Source organism: Paraglaciecola aquimarina, assembly GCF_032464635.1.
Lineage (GTDB): Bacteria > Pseudomonadota > Gammaproteobacteria > Enterobacterales > Alteromonadaceae > Paraglaciecola > Paraglaciecola aquimarina.
The window spans coordinates 662,259-687,788 of sequence record NZ_JAWDIO010000002.1 but is presented as its reverse complement, the minus strand read 5'-3'; the positions used below and the strand labels follow the sequence as shown (position 1 = coordinate 687,788).

At 40.1% G+C, this 25,530-nt stretch carries 21 protein-coding genes and 5 pseudogenes; 7 read left to right on the top strand and 19 right to left on the bottom strand.

All coding sequences use genetic code 11. The features are described 5' to 3' along the window. Nucleotides 1–71: 71 nt before the first annotated feature. The 5 genes and pseudogenes from RS130_RS04040 to RS130_RS04020 form a co-directional block, all read right to left on the bottom strand. Nucleotides 72–1,244 (bottom strand): putative bifunctional diguanylate cyclase/phosphodiesterase, encoded by a 1,173-nt coding sequence (locus RS130_RS04040; RefSeq protein ID WP_316024899.1) that lies wholly within the window; start codon nucleotides 1,242–1,244, stop codon nucleotides 72–74. After that, nucleotides 1,165–1,953 carry a PAS domain S-box protein gene (locus RS130_RS04035; RefSeq protein WP_316027964.1) on the bottom strand — a complete coding sequence of 263 codons (789 nt, stop codon included), beginning with the start codon at nucleotides 1,951–1,953 and terminating at the stop codon, nucleotides 1,165–1,167. Before RS130_RS04035 ends, RS130_RS04040 begins: the two co-directional genes overlap by 80 nt. A gap of 33 nt (nucleotides 1,954–1,986) precedes the next feature. After that, nucleotides 1,987–2,232 (bottom strand): annotated as a pseudogene (locus tag RS130_RS04030) (ammonia channel protein); the annotation flags it as partial. Between the two features lie 61 nt (nucleotides 2,233–2,293). Beyond that, nucleotides 2,294–3,061: pseudogene (locus tag RS130_RS04025) on the bottom strand (ammonium transporter); the annotation flags it as partial. A gap of 187 nt (nucleotides 3,062–3,248) precedes the next feature. After that, nucleotides 3,249–4,376, bottom strand: coding sequence for a DUF5610 domain-containing protein (locus tag RS130_RS04020; RefSeq protein WP_316024898.1), 1,128 nt, complete (start codon nucleotides 4,374–4,376; stop codon nucleotides 3,249–3,251). A gap of 450 nt (nucleotides 4,377–4,826) precedes the next feature. On the opposite strand from RS130_RS04020, the gene trmA reads away from it, so the two are divergent. Beyond that, a complete protein-coding gene (trmA, locus tag RS130_RS04015; protein WP_316024897.1) occupies nucleotides 4,827–5,924 on the top strand; it encodes a tRNA (uridine(54)-C5)-methyltransferase TrmA in 1,098 nt (365 codons plus the stop codon). On the opposite strand, the gene fabR is transcribed toward trmA, so the two are convergent. Then, nucleotides 5,921–6,532, bottom strand: a complete 612-nt coding sequence (gene fabR, locus RS130_RS04010; RefSeq protein WP_316027963.1) for an HTH-type transcriptional repressor FabR — start codon at nucleotides 6,530–6,532, stop codon at nucleotides 5,921–5,923. The genes trmA and fabR overlap by 4 nt on opposite strands. Nucleotides 6,533–6,813: 281 nt before the next feature. Here fabR and RS130_RS04005 point away from each other — a divergent pair, with 281 nt between their 5' ends. After that, nucleotides 6,814–7,950 carry an acyl-CoA desaturase gene (locus RS130_RS04005; protein WP_316024896.1) on the top strand — a complete coding sequence of 379 codons (1,137 nt, stop codon included), beginning with the start codon at nucleotides 6,814–6,816 and terminating at the stop codon, nucleotides 7,948–7,950. A gap of 315 nt (nucleotides 7,951–8,265) precedes the next feature. Further along, entirely contained in the window at nucleotides 8,266–8,826 is a 561-nt protein-coding gene (locus tag RS130_RS04000) for a uracil-DNA glycosylase family protein (RefSeq protein ID WP_316024895.1), read from the top strand. 151 nt (nucleotides 8,827–8,977) lie between these two features. On the opposite strand, the gene RS130_RS03995 is transcribed toward RS130_RS04000, so the two are convergent. The 10 genes and pseudogenes from RS130_RS03995 to pspA all read right to left on the bottom strand — a co-directional run bounded on the left by RS130_RS03995 (nucleotide 8,978) and on the right by pspA (nucleotide 19,481). Further along, a complete protein-coding gene (locus RS130_RS03995; protein ID WP_316024894.1) occupies nucleotides 8,978–11,215 on the bottom strand; it encodes a bifunctional diguanylate cyclase/phosphodiesterase in 2,238 nt (745 codons plus the stop codon). A gap of 384 nt (nucleotides 11,216–11,599) precedes the next feature. Continuing rightward, complete coding sequence (locus RS130_RS03990) at nucleotides 11,600–12,346, bottom strand: phosphoadenylyl-sulfate reductase (protein WP_316027962.1); 747 nt, start codon at nucleotides 12,344–12,346, stop codon at nucleotides 11,600–11,602. Then, nucleotides 12,324–14,052 (bottom strand): annotated as a pseudogene (gene cysI / locus RS130_RS03985) (assimilatory sulfite reductase (NADPH) hemoprotein subunit). Before cysI ends, RS130_RS03990 begins: the two are co-directional and overlap by 23 nt. Next, nucleotides 14,052–15,857 (bottom strand): annotated as a pseudogene (locus RS130_RS03980) (assimilatory sulfite reductase (NADPH) flavoprotein subunit). Before RS130_RS03980 ends, cysI begins: the two co-directional pseudogenes overlap by 1 nt. Before the next feature lie 98 nt (nucleotides 15,858–15,955). Then, nucleotides 15,956–16,714 carry a TIGR04219 family outer membrane beta-barrel protein gene (locus RS130_RS03975; RefSeq protein ID WP_316024893.1) on the bottom strand — a complete coding sequence of 253 codons (759 nt, stop codon included), beginning with the start codon at nucleotides 16,712–16,714 and terminating at the stop codon, nucleotides 15,956–15,958. Between the two features lie 3 nt (nucleotides 16,715–16,717). Continuing rightward, on the bottom strand, nucleotides 16,718–17,710 hold the full coding sequence (locus tag RS130_RS03970; protein ID WP_316024892.1) for a DUF2333 family protein: 993 nt from the start codon (nucleotides 17,708–17,710) through the stop codon (nucleotides 16,718–16,720). 9 nt (nucleotides 17,711–17,719) lie between these two features. Beyond that, entirely contained in the window at nucleotides 17,720–18,151 is a 432-nt protein-coding gene (locus tag RS130_RS03965; RefSeq protein ID WP_316024891.1) for a copper chaperone PCu(A)C, read from the bottom strand. Nucleotides 18,152–18,212: 61 nt separating this feature from the next. Continuing rightward, nucleotides 18,213–18,545, bottom strand: coding sequence for a hypothetical protein (locus tag RS130_RS03960; protein WP_316024890.1), 333 nt, complete (start codon nucleotides 18,543–18,545; stop codon nucleotides 18,213–18,215). A gap of 9 nt (nucleotides 18,546–18,554) precedes the next feature. Continuing rightward, entirely contained in the window at nucleotides 18,555–18,755 is a 201-nt protein-coding gene (locus RS130_RS03955; RefSeq protein WP_316024889.1) for a PspC domain-containing protein, read from the bottom strand. A 66-nt stretch (nucleotides 18,756–18,821) separates the two neighbouring features. Then, a complete protein-coding gene (pspA, locus tag RS130_RS03950; protein WP_316024888.1) occupies nucleotides 18,822–19,481 on the bottom strand; it encodes a phage shock protein PspA in 660 nt (219 codons plus the stop codon). 443 nt (nucleotides 19,482–19,924) lie between these two features. Here pspA and RS130_RS03945 point away from each other — a divergent pair, with 443 nt between their 5' ends. After that, nucleotides 19,925–20,086, top strand: coding sequence for a hypothetical protein (locus RS130_RS03945; RefSeq protein ID WP_316024887.1), 162 nt, complete (start codon nucleotides 19,925–19,927; stop codon nucleotides 20,084–20,086). Nucleotides 20,087–20,311: 225 nt separating this feature from the next. On the opposite strand, the gene RS130_RS03940 is transcribed toward RS130_RS03945, so the two are convergent. Beyond that, nucleotides 20,312–20,593 (bottom strand): hypothetical protein, encoded by a 282-nt coding sequence (locus RS130_RS03940; protein WP_316024886.1) that lies wholly within the window; start codon nucleotides 20,591–20,593, stop codon nucleotides 20,312–20,314. A 258-nt stretch (nucleotides 20,594–20,851) separates the two neighbouring features. Beyond that, nucleotides 20,852–21,870, bottom strand: a pseudogene (dusA, locus tag RS130_RS03935) (tRNA dihydrouridine(20/20a) synthase DusA). 155 nt (nucleotides 21,871–22,025) lie between these two features. On the opposite strand from dusA, the gene RS130_RS03930 reads away from it, so the two are divergent. From RS130_RS03930 to RS130_RS03920, 3 genes are all read left to right on the top strand, one after another. Continuing rightward, entirely contained in the window at nucleotides 22,026–22,247 is a 222-nt protein-coding gene (locus RS130_RS03930) for a hypothetical protein (RefSeq protein WP_316024885.1), read from the top strand. Nucleotides 22,248–22,566: 319 nt separating this feature from the next. Next, nucleotides 22,567–22,887, top strand: coding sequence for a helix-turn-helix domain-containing protein (locus RS130_RS03925; protein ID WP_316024884.1), 321 nt, complete (start codon nucleotides 22,567–22,569; stop codon nucleotides 22,885–22,887). Beyond that, nucleotides 22,871–24,259, top strand: coding sequence for a HipA domain-containing protein (locus RS130_RS03920; protein ID WP_428982725.1), 1,389 nt, complete (start codon nucleotides 22,871–22,873; stop codon nucleotides 24,257–24,259). The genes RS130_RS03925 and RS130_RS03920 overlap by 17 nt, the downstream gene beginning before the upstream one ends. Nucleotides 24,260–24,632: 373 nt before the next feature. On the opposite strand, the gene RS130_RS03915 is transcribed toward RS130_RS03920, so the two are convergent. Further along, nucleotides 24,633–25,265 (bottom strand): SDR family oxidoreductase, encoded by a 633-nt coding sequence (locus tag RS130_RS03915; protein ID WP_316024882.1) that lies wholly within the window; start codon nucleotides 25,263–25,265, stop codon nucleotides 24,633–24,635. Nucleotides 25,266–25,530 lie beyond the last annotated feature (265 nt).

Sequence of the window (25,530 nt, the reverse complement as noted above, 5' to 3'; positions counted from 1 at the left end):
TGCTTACTTACCTGCTAGCTTATTATTTGTGCCGATTGAAGTAGAATGACGCCATTTCATTTAGGCTAAATTTAAACTTTACTAAAAGGGAGGTTCTTTATTTCTTTTGCTAACATGGGTTTATAAAAGTAATAACCTTGAAAAATGTTACAGCCTTTCTTGTGTAAGAATTCTAATTGAGCCTCGGTTTCAACACCCTCAGCCACAACTTGCAAGTCTAAATTGTGGGATAAATCTATTATTGTCGCACAAATTTGTCCATCTTCTTTAGTGCTAGCGCATTCATCCACAAATGAACGATCAATCTTGAGAATATCTATGGGCAATCTTTTTAAATAGTTGAGGGATGAATATCCTGTGCCAAAGTCATCAATGGATATTTTTATTTGCAACTCTTTAAGGGCCGTCATTGCGCTAATGCTGCGTTCAATATCAGTTAAAAGTACTCCTTCGGTTATCTCAAATTCTACAAGTGAGGGGTCTATATTATGAATCTTAAGCTGCGCCATAATGTAAGGGATCAAATCGTTAGAAACGAGGTGTTTACCTGACAAGTTAATTGATACTGATACCAAAGGGGTACCTTCTTCTTTCCATTGGTTTAACTGAGCAAACACCAAATTAATGACTTTGCGATCGACGTTGATAATTAAATTGGATTCCTCCGCTAATGGAATAAACTCACCTGGAGAAATCAAACCTTCGGTTGGATGTTCCCAACGGATCAAAGCTTCTAAGCCAACGACGTTCTTTTTAGTGTTCACTTTAGGCTGAAAAACTAAATGAATCTGATCTTCTAGTTGCAGGGCTTTATTCATCTCTTGTTCGAAGTTGAACTGACGAATAGACTTGTTTAACATCTCTTGACTAAATACTTGGTAATTATCTCTACCATGTTGTTTAGCATGATACATTGCGATATCTGCTTGCTGAATTAATTTTGAGGCCCCTTTGACTGAAGCAGAGAATATTGAAATACCAATGCTGGTGGGGATATTGATTTCTCGGCCTTCTAAGGTAATAGGCTTACGCATTTGTGCCAGTATCTGAGTGGCTCTTTCATGGATAAGTTCAATAGACTCGGCATTATTGAGTAAGACAATAAATTCATCTCCTCCCCATCTTGCAATTGTGTCTTCTGCAGCTGTTACATTGGTTAAACGATCAGCTACTTCTCGCAATAAGTTGTCTCCAGCTGCGTGGCCTAAGGTGTCGTTGATATTTTTGAAATGGTCTAAGTCCAAAAAATACAGCCAGTTTTGCAGGCGTGGCTTGGTTAATTAACTTGTTGATACTCTCGATTAAAAACGTGCGGTTGTATAGGCCCGTGAGAGAGTCGCTATAAGCCAATTGTTTTAACTTATTTTGCAGCTTAGTTTGCCGTGTTGCATCACGTATGTGCAAGGTGAATTCGTTTTTCAGCTCACTACCTAAATTGGCCCCAGTGATGGTCACTTCTGCAGGAAATTGTTCACTAGAACTACGCATTAAAAACGTGGTATTTCTGCGGTTATACAAGAGGCCTTGAGAAGCTGAAAATTTGTGTTCTAAACTGTGAATAGCATTGGCTCGTTCATTCGGTAATACAAACAATTCGATGAAGCTACGGCCTAATACTTGGTCTTTTAGATAACCAAAGGTTTTTTCTGCAGCGGGATTAAATTCGATGATTTTTCCATCAAAATCGATGCTGACAATGCTGTCCATTGAGGAGTTTAAAATCGCACTTTTGCGCTTTTCGCTGGCTCTAAAATTATCAATCGCATTATCTCTTTCGGTAATTTCGCTATTCACTCGACTAATAACTTGATTATATTGCTGGGCTATTTGCCCAACTTCCGTAAAAGGCTCAACCGGTACAGGTGTGGAAAATTGTCCATTTTGCTGTTGTTTCTGCATACTTCCGAGTAGATCAATTAGCTCAGTCGAGGCTCTATGCTCTGATATATTCATGCCTTGAGTTTCTTGTTCGGCAGTGACTCTAAGAGGAACAAATCGATTAATTATCAGTAGTAAGATAAAACTAACGATGAAGCTATAGGCATTTATAGATACAACCCCCGTTAGCTGTACAAAAAATAAATCTAGTCGAGTGAGAGTTGTATTTAATAAAGGTAAGTCGCCAAATAGGGCAACCGATAAGGTGCCCCATATCCCAGCAAATAAATGAACTGGTACTACGCCTAGAGCATCGTCTAATTTCAATTTTTTCGAGTAAGTAGGTGCCAGCATATAGAATGATCCCCGCAACCGAGCCGATCATGGCAGATGCCAAGGGGGATAATGCATGACAGCCAGCTGTAATGGCCACTAAGCCGGCCAACACGCCATTCAAAATAAAGCTGACATCTACAAAGCGGTGAATATAATAGTGGCATATAGAACTGAATATCCCTCCCCACACTGCAGCTATACATGTATTTAGAATGATTTTAGGGACTGACTCATTGAATATTAAGGTGCTACCGCCATTAAATCCAAACCAACCTAACCACAGCAGTAGGGTACCGAGCACAGCGAATGGTAAGTTACTACCACTGGGTAAATTACTGTCAGCATCAAATCTTCCTAAGCGAGGTCCAACGATAATAATGGCCGCTAAGGCCACACTGCCGCCAACGGAATGTACTACTGTAGAGCCCGCAAAGTCGATAAAACCTAGCCCTTGCAGCCATCCAACGTTATCAGTATTAAAAAAAGAAGCCCATGCCCAATGACCGGTAATAGGGTAAATGACACTGGCCATGACAATCGTGATCCATAGATAACCGATAAACGTCATGCGCTCGGCTACTGCACCGGACAATAGCGTTGCAGCGGTGCCACAAAACATTAATTGAAATACAAAATAACTAATTTCTGAAGGTGTATTGCTTTCACCAAAGACAAATTCTGACAGTCCAAACCAGCCGTTAAATGAATCGCCGAACATTAGACCAAAACCAAAAAGCCAGTAAATGGCGGCAGACAGAATAAAATCCGAAATATTTTTAGCTGCGACGTTTATGCTATTTTTACTACGAATTTTGCCTGTTTCTAAACATAGGAAGCCTGCCTGCATGATGAACACCAAAAAGGCAGTTAATAAAAGCCACGAGTCTGTCATCTACCGCCTCTCTATTCTTTGCTTTTTCTAGTTTGCTAGAAAAAGCTAATATTTCAAAAGAATATTTAGTCGATATGAGCATGGACCTTCGCATAAAACGCTTGCCAATTATTTGAAGGTCAGTCATGACTACTGGTTGTTTTTATGGTTGAAAGCCAATGGGCAAGTTATCAATTAACTTTTGGTTGAACTCGTTGAATCGGTTGATTGCACTAATAAGATCTGGCGTCGCTACGTCCCCTAGTCTATTAATCATCTCGTTCGCAATATTATTGTATGACTCTCGATTTTCTAATTGTAGCCGCGAGCCTTCCAATACATTGAGCAGCTTATCCATATAATCAGCCACAGGTTTGACCGCTTTGGTTGCGTCTTCATTTCCTTGATTGGTTTCATCAAAATGAGATACAGCTTCATAGGCCTTAATAACTTGCGTGTTTTCAACTTTGGTTAATTGCAATGCAAAACCAGTGAGTTCTTTTTCATCAAAGCCTAGTTCTAATGCCTGATTAAAAGCGGTTTCTAGGTCTCCATTGAAAAACTCAGAAGCAAGATCATTGGTATCACTGACCAACTGTCCAATGGCAGCTAACTCATCGTCGTCTAACTCTCCGGTGACAGAGAAAGACATAGATTGCTGCTGATAATAAATGGCATTTGTACTGGTTTCTGTTGCTGGTGGTTGACTATTTTCTGTTGAGACAGCTTCTCGTGTTGGATCAGGCTGATCAGCATCTTGAACAATTGAAGCTTGAGCATTTGGAGCCTTATTCGAAAAATCTACTTCAGTTTCTACCGTCGATTCTTGCGTTGTGGGTTTAGGGCTGGGCTTAACTTCAGCTTCTTGTTGCTCGGTTGCTAATTGTCTAATTTGCAGCTGGTTAAGTTCAAATGCTTCTAAGTCTTCAAATTTAATGGTGACCTGATCACCATCTTTAGTACGAATACTTAACTCCCCTGTTTCTAGTTTAGTATAGGAAGCATTGGTGTTACTGGTAATTGAGCTGTTTTGCTGTGCAGTAATATCTTCGGCTGCCTCGGGATTAAAAATTTTTTGCCTGAGGTTTTCGATACCTTGGGTAATCAAATTTTTGCTTTCGCTAATACCTTTCTCAATCTCTTCATTCATAAACCCAGCGAGATCTTTTTCCGCCAGCTTTATGCCTCGCAACACCCCAGATGTAGCTTGTTCGAATAGATCATTTAATTGCTCTTCGTCTGCACCGGAATTTTGTGCATTTTTTATTACACCACCGACAAAATTCAGCACATTTTTCGCAACTTCTTCAAAATCAAATAAAGAATCTGCTGATTCCTGAGATTTTTTTCCGAAAAATTAGGCTTCTGTTGGTTTAATTCTAAGGTCGAATTTAAGGCACTGGAAAACACCCTAACGCCAAAAGTGGCACTAGAGCTAAATTTGTCGGCTTGCATAGAAACAAAATTACTTTGAGTATCAATGGCTTGCTTTAACCCAGAGTCGCGAAGTTGATTTTGAATACTGTCCTTGTTGCCTAAATGCTGTGGTTTGTCACCTAAAAATCTTTCAATTGATTAACGTTCATAATGTAATCCTCTCTACCCTCAACATTATATCGGCCGTACTTGGTTAAAATTTAGTCTTAGCAGGTAATATTTGGTGCTTTTATATTTATTATTGCAGTATTGTTTAAAACCCTTTACCTTGCGCCTTTTCTAGATGTTTGTGAAGGACAAAACCATGCGCCCAACTGAAATTAAGGCTGATACCTACGCTGAACAACTGCAGCACAAAACAGAATATGTGGGCAGTAGTTTTGAGTCATATAATATGCCGCAGTTGGAAGTGTTTGCTTCTGATCCTTTGCATTATAGAATGCGGGCTGAGTTTAGAGTGTGGCATGAAGGTGATGAATTGCATCACGTTATGTTTGACCAAAGCACTAAGCAAAAGTATCAAGTTCAGCATTTTCCTCCCGCCAGTCAATTGATCAATAGCGTTATGGCTGACCTTATCGCGGCTCTCAAAATCAATGAAACCTTGCGTAGAAAATTGTTTCAAATCGACTATTTAGCTACCCTAAGTGGTGAAATCATAGTCTCTTTGTTGTATCACAAGCCGTTAGATGAAACATGGCAACTTGCAATGCAAGCGTTACGTAGTCGTCTGCAGCAGGTTTATAAAATCGATATTATTGGCAGGGCGAAAAAGCAAAAGATCGTTTTAGATAAGGACTATGTAATAGAGACCCTATCTATTCAAAATCGAGATTACTTTTTCAAGCAAATTGAAAACAGCTTTACTCAACCAAATGCTAAAGTGAATATAAAAATGCTCGAATGGGCCTTGGATATCACTAAAAATAGTGAGGGGGACTTACTGGAGTTGTATTGTGGCTCTGGCAATTTTTCTGTGCCTCTTGCGCAAAACTTCGATCAAGTATTGGCCACTGAAATATCTAAAACATCGGTAGCGGCTGCGCAATATAATATTGCTAAAAACAATATAGATAACTTAAGAATTATTCGCATGTCGAGTGAAGAATTTGTACAAGCTCAGCAAGGTGTTAGGACTTTTAGACGATTAGAAGGGATTGATTTAAAAGAATATAACTGCAAAACCGTGTTAGTTGATCCTCCTCGCGCAGGTTTGGATGACAACACTGTCGATATGATTAAAGCCTACCAGAATATTATTTATATTTCGTGTAACCCAGAGACCTTAAAACACAATCTAGACAGCCTATTGAAGACTCATAGGGTGAGTAGATTTGCCTTGTTCGATCAATTCCCATACACCCACCATGCTGAGTGTGGCGTGTATCTACAAAAAATCTAGGTCGATTTTTTTGACTGCACGGCTAGCAAGGCGCCATTGGCGACAAAGCGCATTTGTAGTTTCACTCGAGAGCCGATCTTTTTTCTCTGTTCTGGTGTGGCGTTGAGTGCTTCAGCGCCTGCACTAAATACTAATTTTACCATGGCTTCTGCTTGTAGGTTTGCAATCTTATCCGGTAAGCCAGTTGACGCTATGGTGTAGTCGGTAAGCTCTACATTGAAGTGCTTGATTTCTCTTAACACTGCCGCTCTGAATGCAGTCGATGTGCCCGTATGTTCTCGTAACAATAAGCGAAATTCATTGTTATTGGTGGTGATAAATTCCATGAAGGTGTCTACAGATGTGCTTATTACGCCGCCACCGGAGGCTATTCTTAATCTGGCTTGACGCATTAACTGGCGTAACGCTAATCCAGCTTCATCTACTAGGGTTAAACCTAACTCATCAATATCTTTAAAATGACGATAAAAAGATGTGGGAGCAATTCCGGCTGCACGAGCAATCTCTCGTAAGCTAATACTAGACAGGCTGCGTTGTTCGTCCAACAACGAAAAAGCAGCTTCGATTATTGCTCTACGGGTGCGTAATTTTTGTTCTTGGCGGCTCAATATAGACTCTTTACTCATGTTCATTAACCGGATTCTAACGCAAATAAGTGTCTAATAGACACCACTAAAGTATGTGGTACTTTTTTGTTAAATCACTCACTAACAATACAATATTAAATATAGAATGGTTTTATATTTAATATTCAATGTTTTAGCTGTTATTTTACTGAAGTGGTGTGAGAAAAATAAGCCATGGTTTGATATAAATTTAACATAGTACTTGCTTAAGTTTTGAAGCAAAGTAAAATTGCGTACACTTGTAAGCTGAAAGTAACTTTTGAATGAAAAAGCCACGCCTCATCATTACCAATATATTGGTATTTATTATCACCGGACTGATTGCACTGATCTTAGTGCCGTTCGAAGCATTTCAAAATGGCTTTGATGGCTTTGAAATTGCGGCTTGCATCTTCTTAATATATTTCTCAGGCATGTCCATTACGGCTGGTTACCATAGGCTTTGGTCTCATAAAGCTTTTGATGCTAACGTTTTTGTACGTTGTGTACTGGCAATAGGCGGGGCTATGGCTCTGCAAAATAGTATTTTGCACTGGTGCTCGGACCATAGGATCCATCATCGTCATGTTGATGATAATGAAAACGATCCTTATTCCGCGAAAAAGGGCTTTTGGTTTTCTCACGTTGGTTGGATGTTAAGAGAGTATCAAAAGCACAGATACGCTGACTACAACAATTGCCGCGATTTGCAAAAAGACAAAATTGTAATGTGGCAACATAAGCATTATTTAGCGATTATGCTAACGGCTAATTTTGGTATTCCTATTTTGTTAGGTTGGTTGAATGGCGATATATGGGGCATGTTACTGTTGGCGGGAGTCTTCAGGTTAGTGGTTGTGCATCATGTAACCTTTTTCATTAATTCTTTAGCACATATCTGGGGAAGGCAACCTTATACTGATGCTAATACAGCTCGAGACAACGATATTTTAGCCTTTTTTACCTTTGGTGAAGGTTATCACAATTATCACCATATCTTTGAATACGACTATAGGAATGGTATTAAATGGTGGCAGTTTGATCCAACTAAATGGCTAATACGTGGTTTGTCCTTTATAGGTTGGACTAAGAACCTGCGCCGCTGCCCTGAAGAGCGCATAGAGAAAGCTAAAGTGGCCATGCAATTAAAATTGGCTAAAGAGAAAGTGGCGACCTTGCATAATGCTGATGAGGTATTAATGCGTGTGCAAGAAGAATATGAATTGTTAGCCCAGCGTATGACCGAGTATTATGCGGCAAAAAAACAAATGATGGCAATCAAGAAACAGTCATTACAACGTAGTTATGAAAATCTAGAAATTCACTATAAATATAAAGAACTAAAACAAAACTTGGCGCTTCAAAGACAGAAATGGTTACGTTTGAATCAGATTAACTTTTTACCCACTTGTTCTGAATAAACTTTGAAATTGATTTAGGTTTGTAATAGCAATCCATATTGATGAATGATGTTTTTGAATGCAGCTAACGACTTTTGCACAAGGCGTCGGTATGAAGGCATCGTTGCCCCCTTTCAAATACCGAGAGTGTAGAGCAAAGTCGCTGGCGTATTAGTTCAGGGGAGTGGTAAATGCGCTTTCTCTGTGTTGCTCGGACTCGATAGAGCACCGGCTTTTTTTAGTAACGAATTATTGATTCAAAACGCTCATTCTAGCGCCTTTAAATTCTTGCTGAGTGGTTACTTATCATTGAGGGTTGGTATAAAGGGTGAGTAGGTGGAAATTCTCGATAAAATAAAACGTTGTACCGAGTGCATACAGCACTTGCCTTTTGCACCTAGGCCAATCATTCAGTATTCGTCCAGCGCTAACGTTTTAATAATTGGTCAAGCCCCCGGTATAAAAGCTCACGACAGTGCTAAGCCTTGGAATGATGCGTCTGGTCATCGTTTGCGCTCTTGGCTGCAAATAGATGAACAGCATTTCTATAATCCCCAACTCTTGTCTATTGTACCAATGGGTTTTTGTTACCCAGGTAAGAGTAAGTCTGGGGATTTGCCGCCAAGGCCAGAGTGTGCGCCTAAATGGCACGCAGAACTACTACGAGGAGCTGAGAGTAAATTAATTTTGTTAATTGGTAAGCATGCACAAGATTACTATTTGGCAGACAATAAAAGCTTGACCGATAGATTATTAAATTGGCGTGACTATCAGCCTAAATACCTGTTATTACCACATCCATCCCCACGGAATAATATATGGTTAAAAAAGCAGCCTTGGTTTGAATTAGAGGTCTTGCCACAAATGCAGAAAATTTTAAGAGAATACTTAACCTGAATCCTAAATAAGCCGAACCTCTCGATAATGCTCTTTTTGTGTCTAGGGGCCTTGGATTGTTTAGCTTAAACGATACTTCTTATCCAGAACTTAGGTTACTTAGCGATCTGAAATCTAATGTTACGCTTGATTGGCTAAGTTTGGCAAAGACTTAGTCGTTTTCTCTTAAATATTCTAGTAATTGGTCAAAAGGCATGGGTTTAGCAAATAGATAGCCTTGCGCTTCGTCACAACCTAATTTCAGCATATAGCTGGCTTGCTCTCGTTTTTCTACCCCTTCAGCTATAGTCGACAAGCCTAGTTTATTACCAAGTGTAACAATGGTTTCAACTAGAAACGCTGACTCTCCTGGCTTGATGTCTTTTACAAAATCTCGATCTACTTTTAATCGATCTAACGGCAACTTTTGTAGGTAGCTCATTGAAGAAAAGCCAGTCCCAAAATCGTCAATAGCCACTTTTACTCCAAATGATTTGAGTTCATGTAGTGCATCCACCACTATTTGCGGCTCATCCATAACCACACTTTCTGTAATTTCTAGCTCTATACGATCCGGCTCTATATTGTTTTTGGCAATGATATTTTTTACATTTTCAATGAACTTAGGATCTCTAAATTGCGGCATTGATATGTTTATTGCCATTCTTAGACCATGAAAGCCTTGTTCATTTAATGCCGCTAACTGCCTACAAGACTCTTCTAGTACCCATGCGCCGATACTTAAAATTAACCCAGAGTATTCTGCTAAAGGAACAAATACCGCTGGAGAGATAAAACTTCCATCATCTGTGGGCCAACGTAATAGGGCTTCCATCCCTACTATTTGCTCAGTGACTAGATCAACTTGTGGCTGATACCACAATTGTAGTTTTCGTTGCTCAAAGTCATGATTGAGCTGCCTAATCATGTCTAGACGCCAAGTCGTTTGCTGCTCCATTTCCGGCGCGTAGTATTCATAATTCGATTTTAAATTCTTCTTCGCTAGATTGAGCGCAATGTTGCACTGTTTCATGATACTGATGCCCGATTGTTTACTGCCAATCAATCGACATAGTCCAAAGGTTATTGAAAGTGGTAGTGTGTGTTCACCTGCGACGAAAGGGGCCACAAACAACTTATCGATAATCTTTGGGTTGACCAAATATTCGGGACCAATCAGGCCAAACACATCCGAACCTACTCGGCTTAATTGAACGTTGTCAGCTAAGTTTTCTTCTAACCTCTTGGCAACCGCGAGCAAGATGTTGTTTCCTGCGTTTTGCCCTAGGCCATCATTAATATCGGCAAAGTGGTTGATATCAATGAGTGCGACCACTAAATCTTCTTTGTGCGTTGACGGATTCGCTACTTTATCAAGCATATTAATGAATTCACTGCGATTAGGCAGCTTTGTTAGCCAATCTCTAAAGGCAGCATTTCGTAGTTCATGAAATAAATTAACGTTTTCATAGCCTACCGATACGCTGGATAGAAATACTTCTATTAGTTGCTTATCAACGTCGCTAATTTTGTGACCAATTTTGAGGTACACCGCTGCTTCGTAATCAGAGCTGCGCAAATACAGTACAGTAAAGTTTCGTTCATAAATATGCTCTTTGAGCAATAAGCAGCTGTGTACAAACTTAACCACTTGCGCGCTATGTAAATTTTCTAGCTTCTTATTGATGTACTCTGCAAATTCTCCGGCTGCACCAAGAACATAGATATCATCGTCGTTCTCTAAATCCAAAGCAGAACCTGCTTTAGCACAGATAATGCCGCCAGCATCAATGCCTATTAAGGAACCTATCTGAGTGACGACTCCTTCGCAGAAGCTTTTAATGGAGTGTTCTTCCATTAGATTTGCAGCTGAAGAGATGATTTTTTGCAAGCCTAAGCGACTTTGATTAATGGACAATATTTGTTGATAGGAGCGTATTGACGCGATAATGGTGGTAACTAGTTTACCTCTGGTGAGCTCGGTTTTGGTTTTATAGTCATTAATGTCATAATCTTTAATGACTTGCTCTTCTGGCGCATATCCGGGTTGTCCGGTACGTAATATTATTCTAGGCTCTAAAATGTTGAGTTCTTCACGCATCTTGCGAGCCACGATTAACCCAGCGTCATCAGATTCCATTACTACGTCTAGTAAAATAATGGCAATTGAAGACCGCATTTTTGCAATGATTTCTAAGGCTTCAGCTCCGGAGTGTGCATGGATGAAGTGCAAACTTTTGTCTGCTACGACTAAATCAGATAGAGCCAAGCGAGTTACTGAATGAATTTCTTCATCATCATCGACAACAAGTATATTCCACTCACCTCTAGAGTCTGAAGTGTCTGTATCAGAGAAGTTTTCTTCCGGTAAAAAAATCAACTCATCGTTGTCGTAATTTATAGTACTCATTTAACTTCCATTTACATCCATCACACTTCAACTTTAACCTAATAATGGTAATTTAAAAAGTCCACACAATCAGTAATGTTAATGTATATTCCAATAATGGCTGTATTTCAAGTACATAAAGTATGAAGGGATAGTGAATATGGTTTTTAGAACTCATCATGTGGTAAATATAGCAACAAACGTTAAGCGCTGTTTGCTCACTTCGTTTTGCTAGACAATCCAACGCCGCTATACACAAAAAGAGCGTTATCGAAAGGTTCGGCTTATCCAGTTCAGGTTAGCTACTATGGTGTGTGCAGAAGTGACAGGGAAAGGGGGGATGTCAGTGCTCATAATGAAGCACTGACATGACAGAACTAGTCTGAGAAAGACTGAGGCTATATGTTAGATGCCGTCGCCAAACTCGTGCAGTCCACATTCTCTTTTTAGGCCGAAAAAGCGAGTATCTTGCTCATTCATTCCTTCTTCTAGAGATCGTGTACTGTGCCAATCACCAATAGACACATAACCCTTCTCCCACAATGGGTGGTAAGGTAAATCATGCTTCTTAAGATACATATGCACATCACGATTTGACCAATTGATAATTGGATAAACCTTTGCTTGACCCTTGAGCTGTTGTATTACAGGCAGCTTTTCGCGCATATCAGACTGACTGCGACGTAGTCCAGCAAACCAAGTGCTAACGGCTAACTCTTTAAGGGCTGCTTGCATAGGTTCGACTTTATTGAGTAAATTGTATTGCTCAATACCTTCAATACCTTGTTCCCACAATTTGCCCATTTTGGCTTCTTGCCAAGCGGGTGACATGTCGGCACGGAATACTTGTAAGTTCAATTTTAAGCGCTCTGACAGCTGCTCAATAAACTGATAAGTTTCAGGAAACAAGTAGCCTGTATCGGTTAAAACTACAGGGATATCTGGATACTCTTGCGTCACTAAGTGCAACATTACTGCTGCCTGTGCACCAAAGCTTGAAGACAACATAAAGTTACTGGGTAAATTATCCAATGCCCAAGTAACACGTTGCTGAGCAGTTTTCTGCTCTAAGCTGGTGTTGATTTCCGCAAGAGCTGCAGGCGAGGGAAATTCTCTACCTGCTGTTTCACTAAGCTGGAACTTGTGATTCATCATGAAAATCCTTGGCCGAATTAATAACCGGCTTGACTACACCTGCGCGAATAAGGAAATCACCAAAAGCTTCGCCAGTATTGCGTTCTTTTGCCCAGCGACCAATTAACTCATCTAGTTCAAGCATGATTTCTTGTTCGCTAATATTCTCTTTATACATCCGAGGTATACGTGTGCCTTGGCGGTCTCCACCCAAATGGAAATTGTATTTACTCAGGGCCTTTACCTACTAGTCCAACTTCAGCCAACATAGCGCGACCACAGCCATTAGGGCAGCCCGTTACACGATATATAATGCTTTCGTTAGCTAGATCATGCTTGGCTAGCAAACCTTCTATTTCGGTAACGGCATTAGGTAAATAACGCTCAGCCTCTGCCATAGCTAATGGGCAAGTAGGAAGCGAAACACAGGCCATTGAATCTTTGCGTTGCAAACTTACATCGTCAGAAATTAAACCATGCTCGCGGGCAATGTTTTCAATTTTGTCTTTTAACTCAGCAGGTACCCCAGCCACAATAAGGTTTTGGTTTGCTGTCATTCTAAAATCGCTAGGATGAATTTTTGCAATTTCTGCACAACCGGTTTTAAGCGACTTGCCTGGATAATCTAAAATGCGACCATTTTCAATAAATAAGGTTAAGTGATGTTTACCATCAATCCCTTCAACCCAGCCAATACGATCCCCACGGCTAGTAAATTCATATGCTTTGCTGGCTGCAAATACCGCACCTGAACGTTTTTCAACTTCAGCTTTAAAGTTCTCTACACCGACTCTTTCTAGGGTATATTTAGTTTTGGCATTCTTACGATTAACTCGGTTACCCCAGTCCCGTTGAGTGGTAACAACCGCTTCTGCTACAGCCAGAGTGTGCTCTAGGCTGATAAAGCCAAAATCGTCAGCTTTACGAGGGAACGTATCGGTATCGCCATGAGTCATGGCAAGTCCACCACCTACTAAAACGTTAAAGCCAATAAGCTTGCCGTTTTCGGCAATTGCCACAAAGTTCAGGTCATTAGCATGAACGTCCACATCATTTTGTGGTGGAATGACAACTGTAGTTTTGAACTTACGAGGTAAGTAAGTGCTTCCTAATATGGGTTCTTCTGTACTTTCTACCTTGTCGCTATCTAACCATACTTCTGCATAGGCTCGCGTTTTAGGTAGTAAATGCTCGCTGATCTTTTTCGCCCATTCGTATGCTTCTTGATGCAGTTCTGACTCAACCGGATTAGAAGTACATAATACGTTACGGTTCACATCACCAGCGGTGGCAATAGAATCCATACCTATTTGATTTAGCATTTGATGCATAGGCTTAACGTTAGGTTTAAGCACACCGTGAAACTGAAATGTTTGACGAGTGGTTAAACGAATACTGCCATAAATGCTTTTTTCAGCCGCAAACTTATCAATTGCTAACCATTGGTCAGTGGAAATAATACCACCGGGTAGGCGCGCTCTTAACATGACATTTTGCAGTGGCTCAAGCTTTTGTTTTGCTCGCTCAGCACGAATGTCACGGTCGTCTTGTTGGTACATGCCATGAAAACGAATAAGCTGGAAGTTATCACCGACAAAAGCGCCAGTAATATCGTTTTTCAAGTCTTCTGCAATGGTGCCTCGTAAAAAGTTACTTTCGGTTTTTAGGCGCTCATTGTCGGCTAGTTTGCCTTCTACTATAAATTTTTTGTTGTCAGTGCTCATTAGTACACATCCTTCTGATAACGCTTAGCGCGGCGCAAGTCGTTAATATATTGCTCTGCTTGTTCTTCAGTTTTACCGCCATGTTCAATGACTATCTTAACCAGTGCATCTTGTACGTCTTTGGCCATATGGTTGGCGTCACCACATACATATAAATGTGCGCCGTCTTCTAACCATTGATATAGCTCTGCACCTTGTTCAAGCATGCGGTGTTGGACATAAATCTTTTGTTCTTGATCGCGAGAAAACGCCAAAGATACTTTGTCAACTAACCCGTCTTTGACAAAGCGTTGCCATTCGGTTTGATACAAAAAGTCTTGCGTATAATTGGGATTACCAAAAATAGCCAGTTTTTGCCTTCAGCTTCATCAACTTCACGTTGCTGCATAAAAGCACGGAATGGGGCAATACCTGTACCCGGACCAATCATAATAACGGGTGTATTCCCGTTTTCTGGCAATCGGAAGTTATCATTTTTCTCAACAAAAACTTTTACTTCAGCACCTTCATTTAGACGTGTTGATAAGAAGCTTGAAGCGCCACCCTGATGAGCTTCGCCGTGAGCGTCATATTCAACGAGCGCCACTGTAAGATGAACTTCTTCTTCAACCTCTGCTTGGCTAGAGGCAATAGAATATAGTCTGGGGGTTAAGCCTCTAAGTGTATCTACAAACTGTTGTGCAGACACCTTAGCTGGATATTTGCGTACAATATCAATGATTTGATGAACAGCTAAAAACTCTCTCAATGCGGTCTTGTCTTCGAGTAATGCAGTCAATTCGGCATTATTAGCAAATTCAGCGTAGGCTTTAGCAAAAGTAGGATAACTTTGAGTGAGCTCTAATTTTTCAATCAGTGCGTCTTTTATGTTGTAACTTTGACCTGCTAACTCTATTTGAGATTCTGCAGACAAATCTAAAGCAGCTAATAACTCGTCGACTAATTGCCCGTCATTTTTGAACCATACACCCAGTGCATCGCCTGGACTGTATTGAATACCTGAGTCTTCTAAGGAAATTTCGATATGACGAATATCTTTAACTGAATCACGGCCAGTAATTTTTTGGCTTTCAATTAGAGAAGCCGTAAAAGGTGCCTTTTTAGTAAATTGACTCGCGCCAGTGTTGACACTGGTCGTGACCACTGCACTTGCTTGTGATTCATCAGTTGCAAGGGTGTCTTTGACTTTGGCGGTGACATCATCAAACCATGCAGTAGCGATTGCGTCGTAATCAACATCGCAATCTACACGGTCTAATAAACGGGTGGCTCCTAGTTTCTCTAGGCGCTCATCGAAGTCTTTAGCTGTTTGACAGAAAAATTCATAACTGCTGTCACCTAAACCTAATACTGAGAACTTTGAGATCTGCTAATTTAGGCGCTTTTTTGCCACCCAAAAAGCTATGGAATTCAGCTGCGTCGTCTGGTGCTTCACCTTCACCATGTGTACTCACCACAATAACTACGTGACTTTCACTTTTCAGTTGCTTAGCTTTGTAATCAGCCATATTGACTAACTTAGCAGGAATATTTAAGCCGTCTAATTTGGCTTTATACTCTTCAGCTACGGCTTTTGCATTGCCTGTTTGTGAGCCATACAAAATGGTAACGGATTGGCTTGCTGATGCGGCAGTTGCTGGCAGCATAGGTGCAGCTTGACCTGACTGAGCAAGGCCAGCCAAATAACCACTTAACCAAGTAAGTTGTTGTGAATTTAAGGCACTTGTGGCATGGTTTACTTGAGCCCACTGAGAATCAGTTAATCCAGCGGCAAAGCCCATATTTTGATGTGTAGATGAAGACATAGAATCGCTAACCTTTATTAATACCACTATAGATTAACGTTCTATGTCCATAACCGGAAAGAATAAAAGAAACTTTTTTATAACTAAATCAGATGAAATTAAAAGTGTACTTCTATTCCTGCAAAAACACCTTTAAATTCAAGATCTGAATAAATATCGTCTAAATCTTCTAACTCTAAAGTGAATGCTCGATAGCCAGCTTGAAAGGTGACATCTAAGGCTAAATTTTCCATTAGGCTATAGGTAATCGCTGCTTGATAGTCAGTTAGAGAGTGGTCATCGATACTTAAATAACTGCCTTCAACAAAAGCACCGAATCCAGTAAAAGGCAAACCTAGTTGCAATTTAGAATACAGCATAGGTACTGGGCCTGAAAAATCTTCATAACCTGTTCGGGTTGGTTGGTCTGTATCGACAACTAGTAATTCACCTTCTAGGTATTTGATGTTTACACCAAAATCAAAGCTAATTAAATCGTTATCAAAAAATTCATAATACAAAATCGCATCGGTACTACTTAAACTGACATCAGTGTTTAATGTCGAACCTGTCGTGAAAGTTTGAACGCCAAAGTCAAACTGTTGCTCTAAGGTGATATCTCCTTGAGTATCCATTTCCGTTTTCTGTAATTTAATATTTGGGATCAACGGAATAGGGTGCTCAAATGCAACATAAAAACTTCCTTTAGTTTCATCTTCAAAGTTAAAGTCTCTGTTGTCACCGTCGCGAGAATATCCTCCCTCGGTTTCCATGTTCCAACCCTGTGCGCCAGCATATAAGCCCAATATGGTATCTGCTTGACTTGAAAAGCTAGAGCACAGTGTGAGCATTCCTAGAGTAGTTGCTATTTTTTTCATTACTTATCCTTGATTTAATAGTTCACTTAATTCGATTAAAGCAGCATTCGCACGGGATATATAGTTTGCCATAACTAAAGAGTGATTGGCCAGCATACCAAACCCGCTGCCATTTAAAACCATTGGGCTCCATAGCGCTTCTTGAGTGGCTTCTAGTTCTCGGATGATTTGTTGCAAACTTACTCTGGCATTTTTCTTTTCGAGTACGTCAGCAAAGTCAACTTCAACCCCTTTTAGAAAATGCAATAGTGCCCAACTTGCCCCACGAGCCTCATAAAAATTGTTGTCTAGTAACCACCAATTGGTTTTTTCTGTGAGTTTGTTGGCGGTTGGCGTAGATTGTAATGCCTCGGCATCACCCGCTAAGTTAGTATCCAAACGCTCTTGGCCGACACTTGCACTTAGTCTTTGGGAAAGACTGCCTAAGCGCTTCTCAACTTGTTTTAACCAATCTCGGAGGTTGTCAGCTCGCGCATAAAATTGGCCTTGCTGCTGGCTAGAATCAGCTAAGGTGTCACGATAGTTATATAAGTTATCAATGCCTTCTTGATACTTGGACTCCGCCGACGGTAATATCCAGCTTAAACTGTCATTATTAAATTGCGGTTGGGCCTTAGTTAAAAACGGGTTTTCTAACGACTGGCTTTGCGAGCGACTAAAATCTTTACGCATTGATAGTGCCAAGTCACGCACCATCTCCAAAGCACCAAATTCCCAGCTTGGCATGTTGTCCATCATCACACTGGGGGGAATCACGTCATTCGATAAATAGCCGCCAGACTTATTGAGTAATGTTTCGCTAACCACAATTAAACTCGTGGTAATAGTGTACCCAGCTACAAGCTGTTGTTGATTTTCAGTGGCGTGTTTATTGGCAATAGCATATGGCTCGAATGTGTCTGGCTCTACGCTCCAAAAAATAGACAATATCCATAGTAAAAGAACAATTATGCCAGCAGTACTTAATAGCCATTTAGGGGTTAGATATTGTTTCATTATTGCTCCTTAATGATGTTTGTGAGCCGAAGGGTTTGTGACCTTAGCGGTAAACGTAATGTTTGCCCCACTTTTTGTCTGCAGGCTTAATGGGACGTCTTGCCCCTCTTGTAGAGTGTGTTGCAAACCAAATAACATAATATGCAATCCACCAGGTGCAAAGTGAACACTTTGACCGGCGGGGATCTTAACTTCTGCCTGTTGTTGCATTTTCATCATACCATCTTGATGTACGTGATTATGTAACTCCGTTTTGTTTGCTACTTTTGAACTGGCAGAGATTAGAAACTCATCTTGGTTCGATTTGTTTTCAACTGTAAAGTACGCTGAGGTATTTGCCACACTGGGTGGCAATAGTCTTACTGTTGCTTGGGTGATGACTAATTCGGCAAAGGCTAGGCTGCTCACCAAACTTAGCATTAATATTACAACTCGAATCATAATGGGATCTTCTATTATTCATGGTGATTTTATTATTCAGTAAATCACCACAAGATGCCAACTAATAAGCGGGAGTTTTTTTATCTCTGACCAGTAAGTAAATAACAATGGCAAATAATATAGCTGGCCAAAACACACTTATACCCGCAATAAATAGACCAACAGTGGCTGCAAATAAGCCCAGTAAGATGGCTCCAAACAAACTAATCGCAACGATAAACCCAATAATTACCAACATAACGACGACTCCTGTAACGACTAAAATAGCACTTAACGGCTCTAGGTTTTCATTGGCAAACGACATATTCCAATCAAACCATTCTGTCGCCAAGTGCCCAAAACAAGTGGTTAGAACAATTGCTATTAGAATAGCTAAAACTAGATTCTTAAACATAACAATGACCTACCGACTTGGAAGCAGTAGCGTGGCAGTAACGTACGCGACGGCTGTAACGACTGGCAACGCAATTAAACAGACTACTGCTGCAATGCGAACCGCCATCCTAGGGGCATCCCAATATCTTGCTAAGCCAGCGCAAACACCAGTAATCTTACGATGTGCATTCGACTTATATAGTCTGTTTATTTCAGTATAGTGTTTCATCTTCATTCTCCCAAAATGTGTGGTGGCAACAAAAGTATTGCCACTTATTTTTCTCGCTAGTAATGGTTAAGCGACTTTTTTACGTAGCTCAGCTAGCTCTTGCTCAATTTGATTGGCTGATTCCAATTCCTTAAATTGCGAATGTAAACTGTGAGATTCATCGACTAAGTCGTATGCATCTACTTGTGCTTCTAAATCATCAATTCGGCGTTCATATTGTTCGAACCTGATAATTGCGTCGTCAATTTTTACACTGTGGGTTTTACTCTTAGCAGTCATTCGTACAGCGGCAGAGCGTTCACGGATCATCAGTGATTTTTGTTTGGTTCTAGCTTCGAGCAATTTGTCTTGAAGTCTTGCCGTGTCTTGCTGCAATTTGCTTAACACATCTTCTACGGCTGTCATTTCCTCTGCTAAGGCATCGAGTTTTTGCTGACACTGGTGCTTTTCAATTATGGCTGCACGGGCTAAGTCCTCTCGTTCTTTTTCTATGGCTAACGTTGCTTTAGTTTGCCAATCAGCAGCTTGCTGCTTCAGCTTAGAGATTTGCCGTTCTACTTGCCTTTTTTCGGCTAAGTTGGTTGCTGCTACTGAACGCAGTTCAACTAATGTTTCCTCCATTTCTTGAATAAGTAGCTTCACCATTTTTACCGGATCTTCTGCTTTATCCAAAATCCCATTGATATTCGCTTGAATAATATCTGACATTCTTGAAAACATACCCATTTTGATTCCTCCACAGATTAATGAGTTTTACTGCTGGGCTATTCCAGCACTAAACTGGTTATTACAAGTCATGTGCCAAGTTATAATCAACATGTAATCTAATGTTTTGTATGGAGTTTTTACTTTTAATCATTAGTGGGGTATTTGCTGTTTGGTTAAATTAACCAATGAATTTAGTGATATTGACTTAAAAATGACTTTAATTTCGGGGGAGACCAATTCCTAAAAGCAGTGATACTGGTTCAAGGCAGTGGTCAGATGAAACTTGTAATAATCTCAGCAATTTTCATAATACAATGGGGGCAGCCTCATTTGGTTCGGCCTTTATACTAGGTGGACAAGGTTTCTCACTAGTTTTTGGTGGAATTGGAATGATGGGGATGGCGCTTGATTATCAATTTTTTAGCTAGATTGGTACGATAACAATAAATTTAGGATTAAAAATGACTAGAACCCAATGGGCTATATTTCCTGGTATGGTGACTGCTTTTGGCCTTGGTGCAAAAGGTGATCTCTGGGGGATTCATTCGGAGATTGTTTTATTCATAATGCTTTGTGCTGTAGGCATAAATGTCTATTTTGAAAATAAGGCGCATAAAAATTAAATTGTGATCAGTTTTTTACATAACGTAATTGAGCACAACGAAAAAACGGTCAATACAGCTGTTAGAGACCGTTTTGGTAAACATTAAGAGTTTGGGCTTCATTCATACTAATATGTTGATGAATGGCTTTAATAACACTGAACAGCAATGCCCCAGCTAGGTAAATTATAACTGGTAGAAATAGTAATATCAGTAAAGAAGATTGATAAAACATAATCACTCCTCTTATAGCTTGTTAGCTTTTTCAATTTTGTTTGTTTTTGTTTTAATGTCTGTGATGGTGACTTGAGTTTTCACTGTGGTTAGGCCATTAAAATTAACTTTTTGTGCAGAGTTGATCACAGATTCACGCACATCATTTCGTAACTCTTGTTTGGCCACCACCATAGCCTGATTGACAAAGGTGGTAACATATCTTTCTACTGAGCTCTCAGCAGCGTGTGTGGTGGTACTGGCTAACGTACCTAGGGTTAAAGCGAAGACAGCGATTTTAGATTTAGCGAACATTTTAATTTCCTTTGTTTAGTTAACACTGCTGACTTCTTTCTAGCAGTTAATGATTTATTCGCTGTACCTATAGCTAAAGTTATGCCAACTGAAAGATGAATCTTATCGTGTTGATTTTAATAGCTATTTTTAATTTTTTCTGAGAGAGAGGTAAATCAATAGATTGAAGAAATTAATTAGTTAGTGTTTTAGACCACCATATGTGGTCAAAAACACTAATGTAGATAGGCGCTAGAAATGCCTTGAATGGGGACTTTACTAAGGAAGCATCTCTGCTTGAAATTGCGTAGCTTTGTGTTGCGCTTCTAATAGTGTGTCTAAGGCATCGGTCAATAGTTCTATCCCTGCATCACGTTTAGTGCCGTTTTGGCTTAAATACCTGCGCCAAATTCTGCCACCTATGGTTGGCCTTGAAATAAACCCAGCATATGCCTAGCGATGTGCCAAGGTCTGGCTCCGAGTTCAATTTGTTGTGCAACATAAGGCAACATGGCTTGCACTACTTCAACTCTAGTTTTGATTGGCGCACTATCTTGATAAAAGCGTTGATCGACTTCTGCCAGAATATAGGGGTTACTATATACCTCGCGGCCAATCATCACGCTGTCAATATGCGCTAGATGCTGCTGAGTTTCTTCTAGGGTTTTGATGCCGCCATTAATGCCAATATGCAAATCAGAAAATTCTTGTTTAAGCTGATATACACGGTCGTACATTAATGGTGGTACATCGCGGTTTTGTTTAGGGCTAAGGCCTTTCAGCCAAGCTTTACGAGCGTGTACCACAAAGGTATCACAGCCAGCGTCGGACACAATTTGGATAAAGTTAGATAAGTCTTTGTATTCATCCATCTCATCAATACCAATGCGAGACTTCACCGTAACAGGAATATCCACTTCAGCTTGCATTGCCTGAATGCAGTCGGCTACCGTTTGGGGTTCGGCCATTAAACACGCACCAAAACGACCATTTTGCACGCGATCCGACGGGCAACCCACATTGATGTTGACCTCGTCGTAACCATATTCTTGGGCTTTTACTGCACAACGTGCCATGTCGGTAGGGTCAGAACCACCTAACTGCAAGGCCACTGGATGCTCTTCTTGGTTATAAGCTAGGTAGTCTCCCTTACCAAAAATGATCGCTCCAGTGGTCACCATTTCGGTATATAACAAAGTGTGCTGGGATATTTGACGTAGAAAATAACGACAATGTTTATCAGTCCAATCAAGCATGGGCGCAACCGAAAATCGGTGATCTATCTTTTTAGCATTCATAAGGCTTAATCCATTGATTTATAAGGGCTTGACGCTTTTTCTTGCAAAATAATTACCTTTCAAAAATTCGGTGATTTCCGCTGTTTTTCGTCAGTTTTCACCCTTTGAAGTGACAGTTGGAGTGACAAAGGAGTGACAAAATCAGAGGACTTTTTATGGCTCATTATTTTATCAAAAAACGCTTCAGAGGCGAACAAATAGTTTTTTGTGCTGAGGTTAGACAGAAGCGCAAAGGCCAGAAAATGTTTAGTAAATCTAAAACATTCACAACCAAAGGAGCAGCAACCATATGGGCGAAGGTTTTAGTTGATCAATTAGAAGATAATGAAGCCATGAATTTACTTGGTTTACGAGAGGCGTTGCCCTCTACTATTTAGTGTTTCTAAATTCACTAATACAGAATGTTGAAACCCAGCATGCGGTTAAAAATACTGCTGTAGGTGCACTCAATGAAGCTAGTTCTGGACAAAAAAACGAACCTACGGTTTTTTTATTGAGTTTTAGTTAATATTTATGAAGTAAGGCGTGCTATTAAAAATGAACTAGCTTTCCCAGACGCTTATTTAGAGTATTAAAAGTAAATTATAACTAACTTTTAATGAGAAAGAGGCTCTCAAAAATTATAAGTTAATTATATTTGACTTATAACGGTTTCGACATTACTTTATATTTAAAAGTAAATAATAGTTAACTTATATGAGTAATCTTGCCAAGACAAACAGAACAGGTAAAGCGGTTAAAGCAACCCCTATGCCTAATTTATCAGAGCGCTTTTCACCAGGTCAGTTGGCTGACGCGATCACCGCAAAGCGCACTGGAATGAAGTTGTCTCTGGTGGATGTATCTGAAGCTCTTTCTATTTCCAAGCCCACGCTAGTGAAAATTGAAAAAGGCAATACCAATGTAAAGTTAGCAAATCTGCTAAAAGTAATGGAATACCTTGGTCTGTCATTTAGTCTTCTTTGTGATGATGCTACTTCCAAACAAGAAACAGGGGTAAGTGATGACTGGTACTGATGTAAATACTCTGCACGTATATATTGGTCATTCTCGTGAAATTGCAACCATTGTAATTCCAGTCGGCTCTGAAACCGAATTAACCTTAACTTACGAGCCTGATTGGAGCAAAGAGGGTTTTGCTATCTCGCCCCACCTGCCTTTGAACGGTAAGTCTGATCACAGGGCGGTTCGGAACTTTCTACAAAACTTGTTACCTGAAGGTAAAGGGTTAGAAGAGATCACTAGTATTACCACTATCTCCAAAAATAATACCTTTGGGCTTATCAAGATCATCGGCGCTGACACATCTGGCGCGTTATCATTTACAAGCCAAAGCAATGAAGAAACCGAAACTTCTTTTCGAGAAGTCACTAATGAAGAACTCATCGAAAAGTTAGATCGTTTTAACAATGCAGGAGAATCAATTACCTATTGGGATGGTCGTACAAGGCTATCAGTCGCGGGTGTACAAGACAAACTTAACTTATTAGAGATAGATGGTAAATTAGGCTTTGGTGAAGGCCAGCTTTGCTCCAATAAGATCTTTAAGTTTGAAACGGGTAAAGCGCCTTTTATTGCGGTGAATGAATTATTTACCATGCTACTGGCAAAACATTCGGGTATCGATGTACCAGAGGTGGCAATACGAAAATATGGAGAAGTCAGCGCGTTTGTCATTGACCGTTTTGACCGTAAGTTAATAGCTGAGCAACAGCGTGTTATGCGTCGTCACGTTATCGACGGCTGCCAAGCAACCAACCTACCCCCTTCCTACAAATACGAGCGTCAACACGGTGATGATGGTGACGGTATTTATATTCGTGATGGTGTGTCTTTTCCGAAGCTGTTCAATGTAAAAACAACTAATGCCGAAGCGTATCAAACGCAACTTATACGCTGGATGACCTTTAATATTTTAGTGCGTAACTATGATGCTCACGGTAAAAACATCAGTTTCTTTATGGGTAAACAAGGTTTAAGTCTTACGCCATTTTACGATTTGGTAAATATTGAGGCCATCATTCGAGAGATCCAGGCAAGACAAGCTGATGAAAACTCTAATGCGCCAATGGCAAACCATTTCGCGATGTCGATAGGTGAATATGTTGCAGGCAGTGCTGGTAATTTTAATCACCCGTTTACTGCTTACATGTTGGCAGACTTCGCCCATGAATTTGATATATCACTCCCTCGTCTGCAATTGTTGATGAGGCAAATGATCAAGCAAGTGCAAGCATCTGTTGATTTAGCCAAAACCGATGCACTTAAACAGCAGTTAACTGATTCTGAAATACAGCATATTGATACCTGTATTCAAATCATTAGTGAATCGGTTGAAGAGCTAAGTGCAGAAGTGGATCAAATAACGGAAATGAGCGACTTAATTTAGTGTGGATTTCTGTTTATTTCATTAAAGTGGAGTGACAATAAGTAGACAGTGATATTTGAAAATAAAAATAAAAATAAAAATTAAACATTGATAAATCAATTAGTTAAACTGTATTTTGTGCATGCGTGATTCCTTTCAAGAATAGGAGCGACAGAAATTGTGCGTTGAGTGCTGGATTCATCTGTGACCTAATTTAGCTGGATTGAAAAGGGCGCGCATTTTAGTTGATTTTAAAGAAATGAACCAGTGGTTGAATATTAATCTGTGATCATCAAATAAGTCTTCATGCCAATGTCATCTGCCCCACAACAAGTCATTGCCTATCATGGGGGAAGCTGGTTGTGAAGCCTAGTCGCAGGTTTGCGTTTTAAGGCTAGAATATTTCAGTGATTTTTTTATTACCGTTAAAAAGCTCGGTAATAGCGCTTTTCTTAGGTGGAGTGCTTATACAGAACAAAAGTGCCTCTGCCACATCATCACGGGTGATTATAGCTTGCTCTTTTTGCTCTGGCCGCTGACTGGTAAATTTTGCTGTCGCGGCTTCGTTAGTGAGTGTACTAGGGCGGATAATCGAATAACAAAGTCCACTATTTATCAAGTGCTCGTCTGCCATATGTTTAGCCACTAAATAGGGCTGCATGCTGTTTGAACCTATCGAAGGCTGGTCTGCACCTATAGAGCTTACCATTATGAAATGTTTCACATCATGCTTAATCGCATAATCGGCCGCCCTACAGGCTGCCCACAAATCAATTAGTATGGTTTGATCTGCGCCAGTGTGACCGCCAGAGCCAGCCACAAATACAATCTTGTTACAATTTTTATAGGCGTGTTCGAAATCCTTGCTGAGATCTCCTTCTACAATCGAGAGTTTGTCACTATCTAAGTCGGACAATTTGCTTTTATCCCGCACAAGGGCGGTTACCTGTTGATTTTTTTCTAGCATTAACTGGGTTAGTTTTTTACCAATTTGGCCACTTGCGCCAATTATTAATGTGCGTTGCATGTTATCTCCTTAAATAACCTGAATCCTGGATAAGCCGAACCTCTCGATAACGCTCTTTTTGCGTCTAGCTGCGTTGGATTGTTTAGCAGTAACACGTTATTGCGTACTACAATCCGCCTTGCTATACACCAAAAAGTTTCGTTACCGAGTAACATTTAGCTGAGTCTATTCAGATGAAAATTTATTAAGTTATTGAATTATATTGCTTAGCTTAAACGATACTTCTTATCCAGAACTCTGGTTAAATAAGTTCAATTGCAAAGGT

Excerpts from the sequence above, each read along its gene's own strand:
- RS130_RS04035 (WP_316027964.1), bottom strand. The coding sequence starts at position 1,953 with ATGAATATATCAGAGCATAGAGCCTCGACTGAGCTAATTGATCTACTC.
- RS130_RS03970 (WP_316024892.1), bottom strand. The coding sequence starts at position 17,710 with ATGAAACAATATCTAACCCCTAAATGGCTATTAAGTACTGCTGGCATA.
- RS130_RS03995 (WP_316024894.1), bottom strand. The coding sequence starts at position 11,215 with ATGAGTACTATAAATTACGACAACGATGAGTTGATTTTTTTACCGGAA.
- RS130_RS03975 (WP_316024893.1), bottom strand. The coding sequence starts at position 16,714 with ATGAAAAAAATAGCAACTACTCTAGGAATGCTCACACTGTGCTCTAGC.
- trmA (WP_316024897.1), top strand. The coding sequence starts at position 4,827 with ATGCGCCCAACTGAAATTAAGGCTGATACCTACGCTGAACAACTGCAG.
- RS130_RS03930 (WP_316024885.1), top strand. The coding sequence starts at position 22,026 with ATGGCTCATTATTTTATCAAAAAACGCTTCAGAGGCGAACAAATAGTT.
- RS130_RS03940 (WP_316024886.1), bottom strand. The coding sequence starts at position 20,593 with ATGTTCGCTAAATCTAAAATCGCTGTCTTCGCTTTAACCCTAGGTACG.
- RS130_RS03925 (WP_316024884.1), top strand. The coding sequence starts at position 22,567 with ATGAGTAATCTTGCCAAGACAAACAGAACAGGTAAAGCGGTTAAAGCA.
- RS130_RS03955 (WP_316024889.1), bottom strand. The coding sequence starts at position 18,755 with ATGAAACACTATACTGAAATAAACAGACTATATAAGTCGAATGCACAT.
- RS130_RS03945 (WP_316024887.1), top strand. The coding sequence starts at position 19,925 with ATGACTAGAACCCAATGGGCTATATTTCCTGGTATGGTGACTGCTTTT.
- RS130_RS03965 (WP_316024891.1), bottom strand. The coding sequence starts at position 18,151 with ATGATTCGAGTTGTAATATTAATGCTAAGTTTGGTGAGCAGCCTAGCC.
- RS130_RS04005 (WP_316024896.1), top strand. The coding sequence starts at position 6,814 with ATGAAAAAGCCACGCCTCATCATTACCAATATATTGGTATTTATTATC.
- pspA (WP_316024888.1), bottom strand. The coding sequence starts at position 19,481 with ATGGGTATGTTTTCAAGAATGTCAGATATTATTCAAGCGAATATCAAT.
- RS130_RS03915 (WP_316024882.1), bottom strand. The coding sequence starts at position 25,265 with ATGCAACGCACATTAATAATTGGCGCAAGTGGCCAAATTGGTAAAAAA.
- RS130_RS03990 (WP_316027962.1), bottom strand. The coding sequence starts at position 12,346 with ATGAATCACAAGTTCCAGCTTAGTGAAACAGCAGGTAGAGAATTTCCC.
- RS130_RS03960 (WP_316024890.1), bottom strand. The coding sequence starts at position 18,545 with ATGTTTAAGAATCTAGTTTTAGCTATTCTAATAGCAATTGTTCTAACC.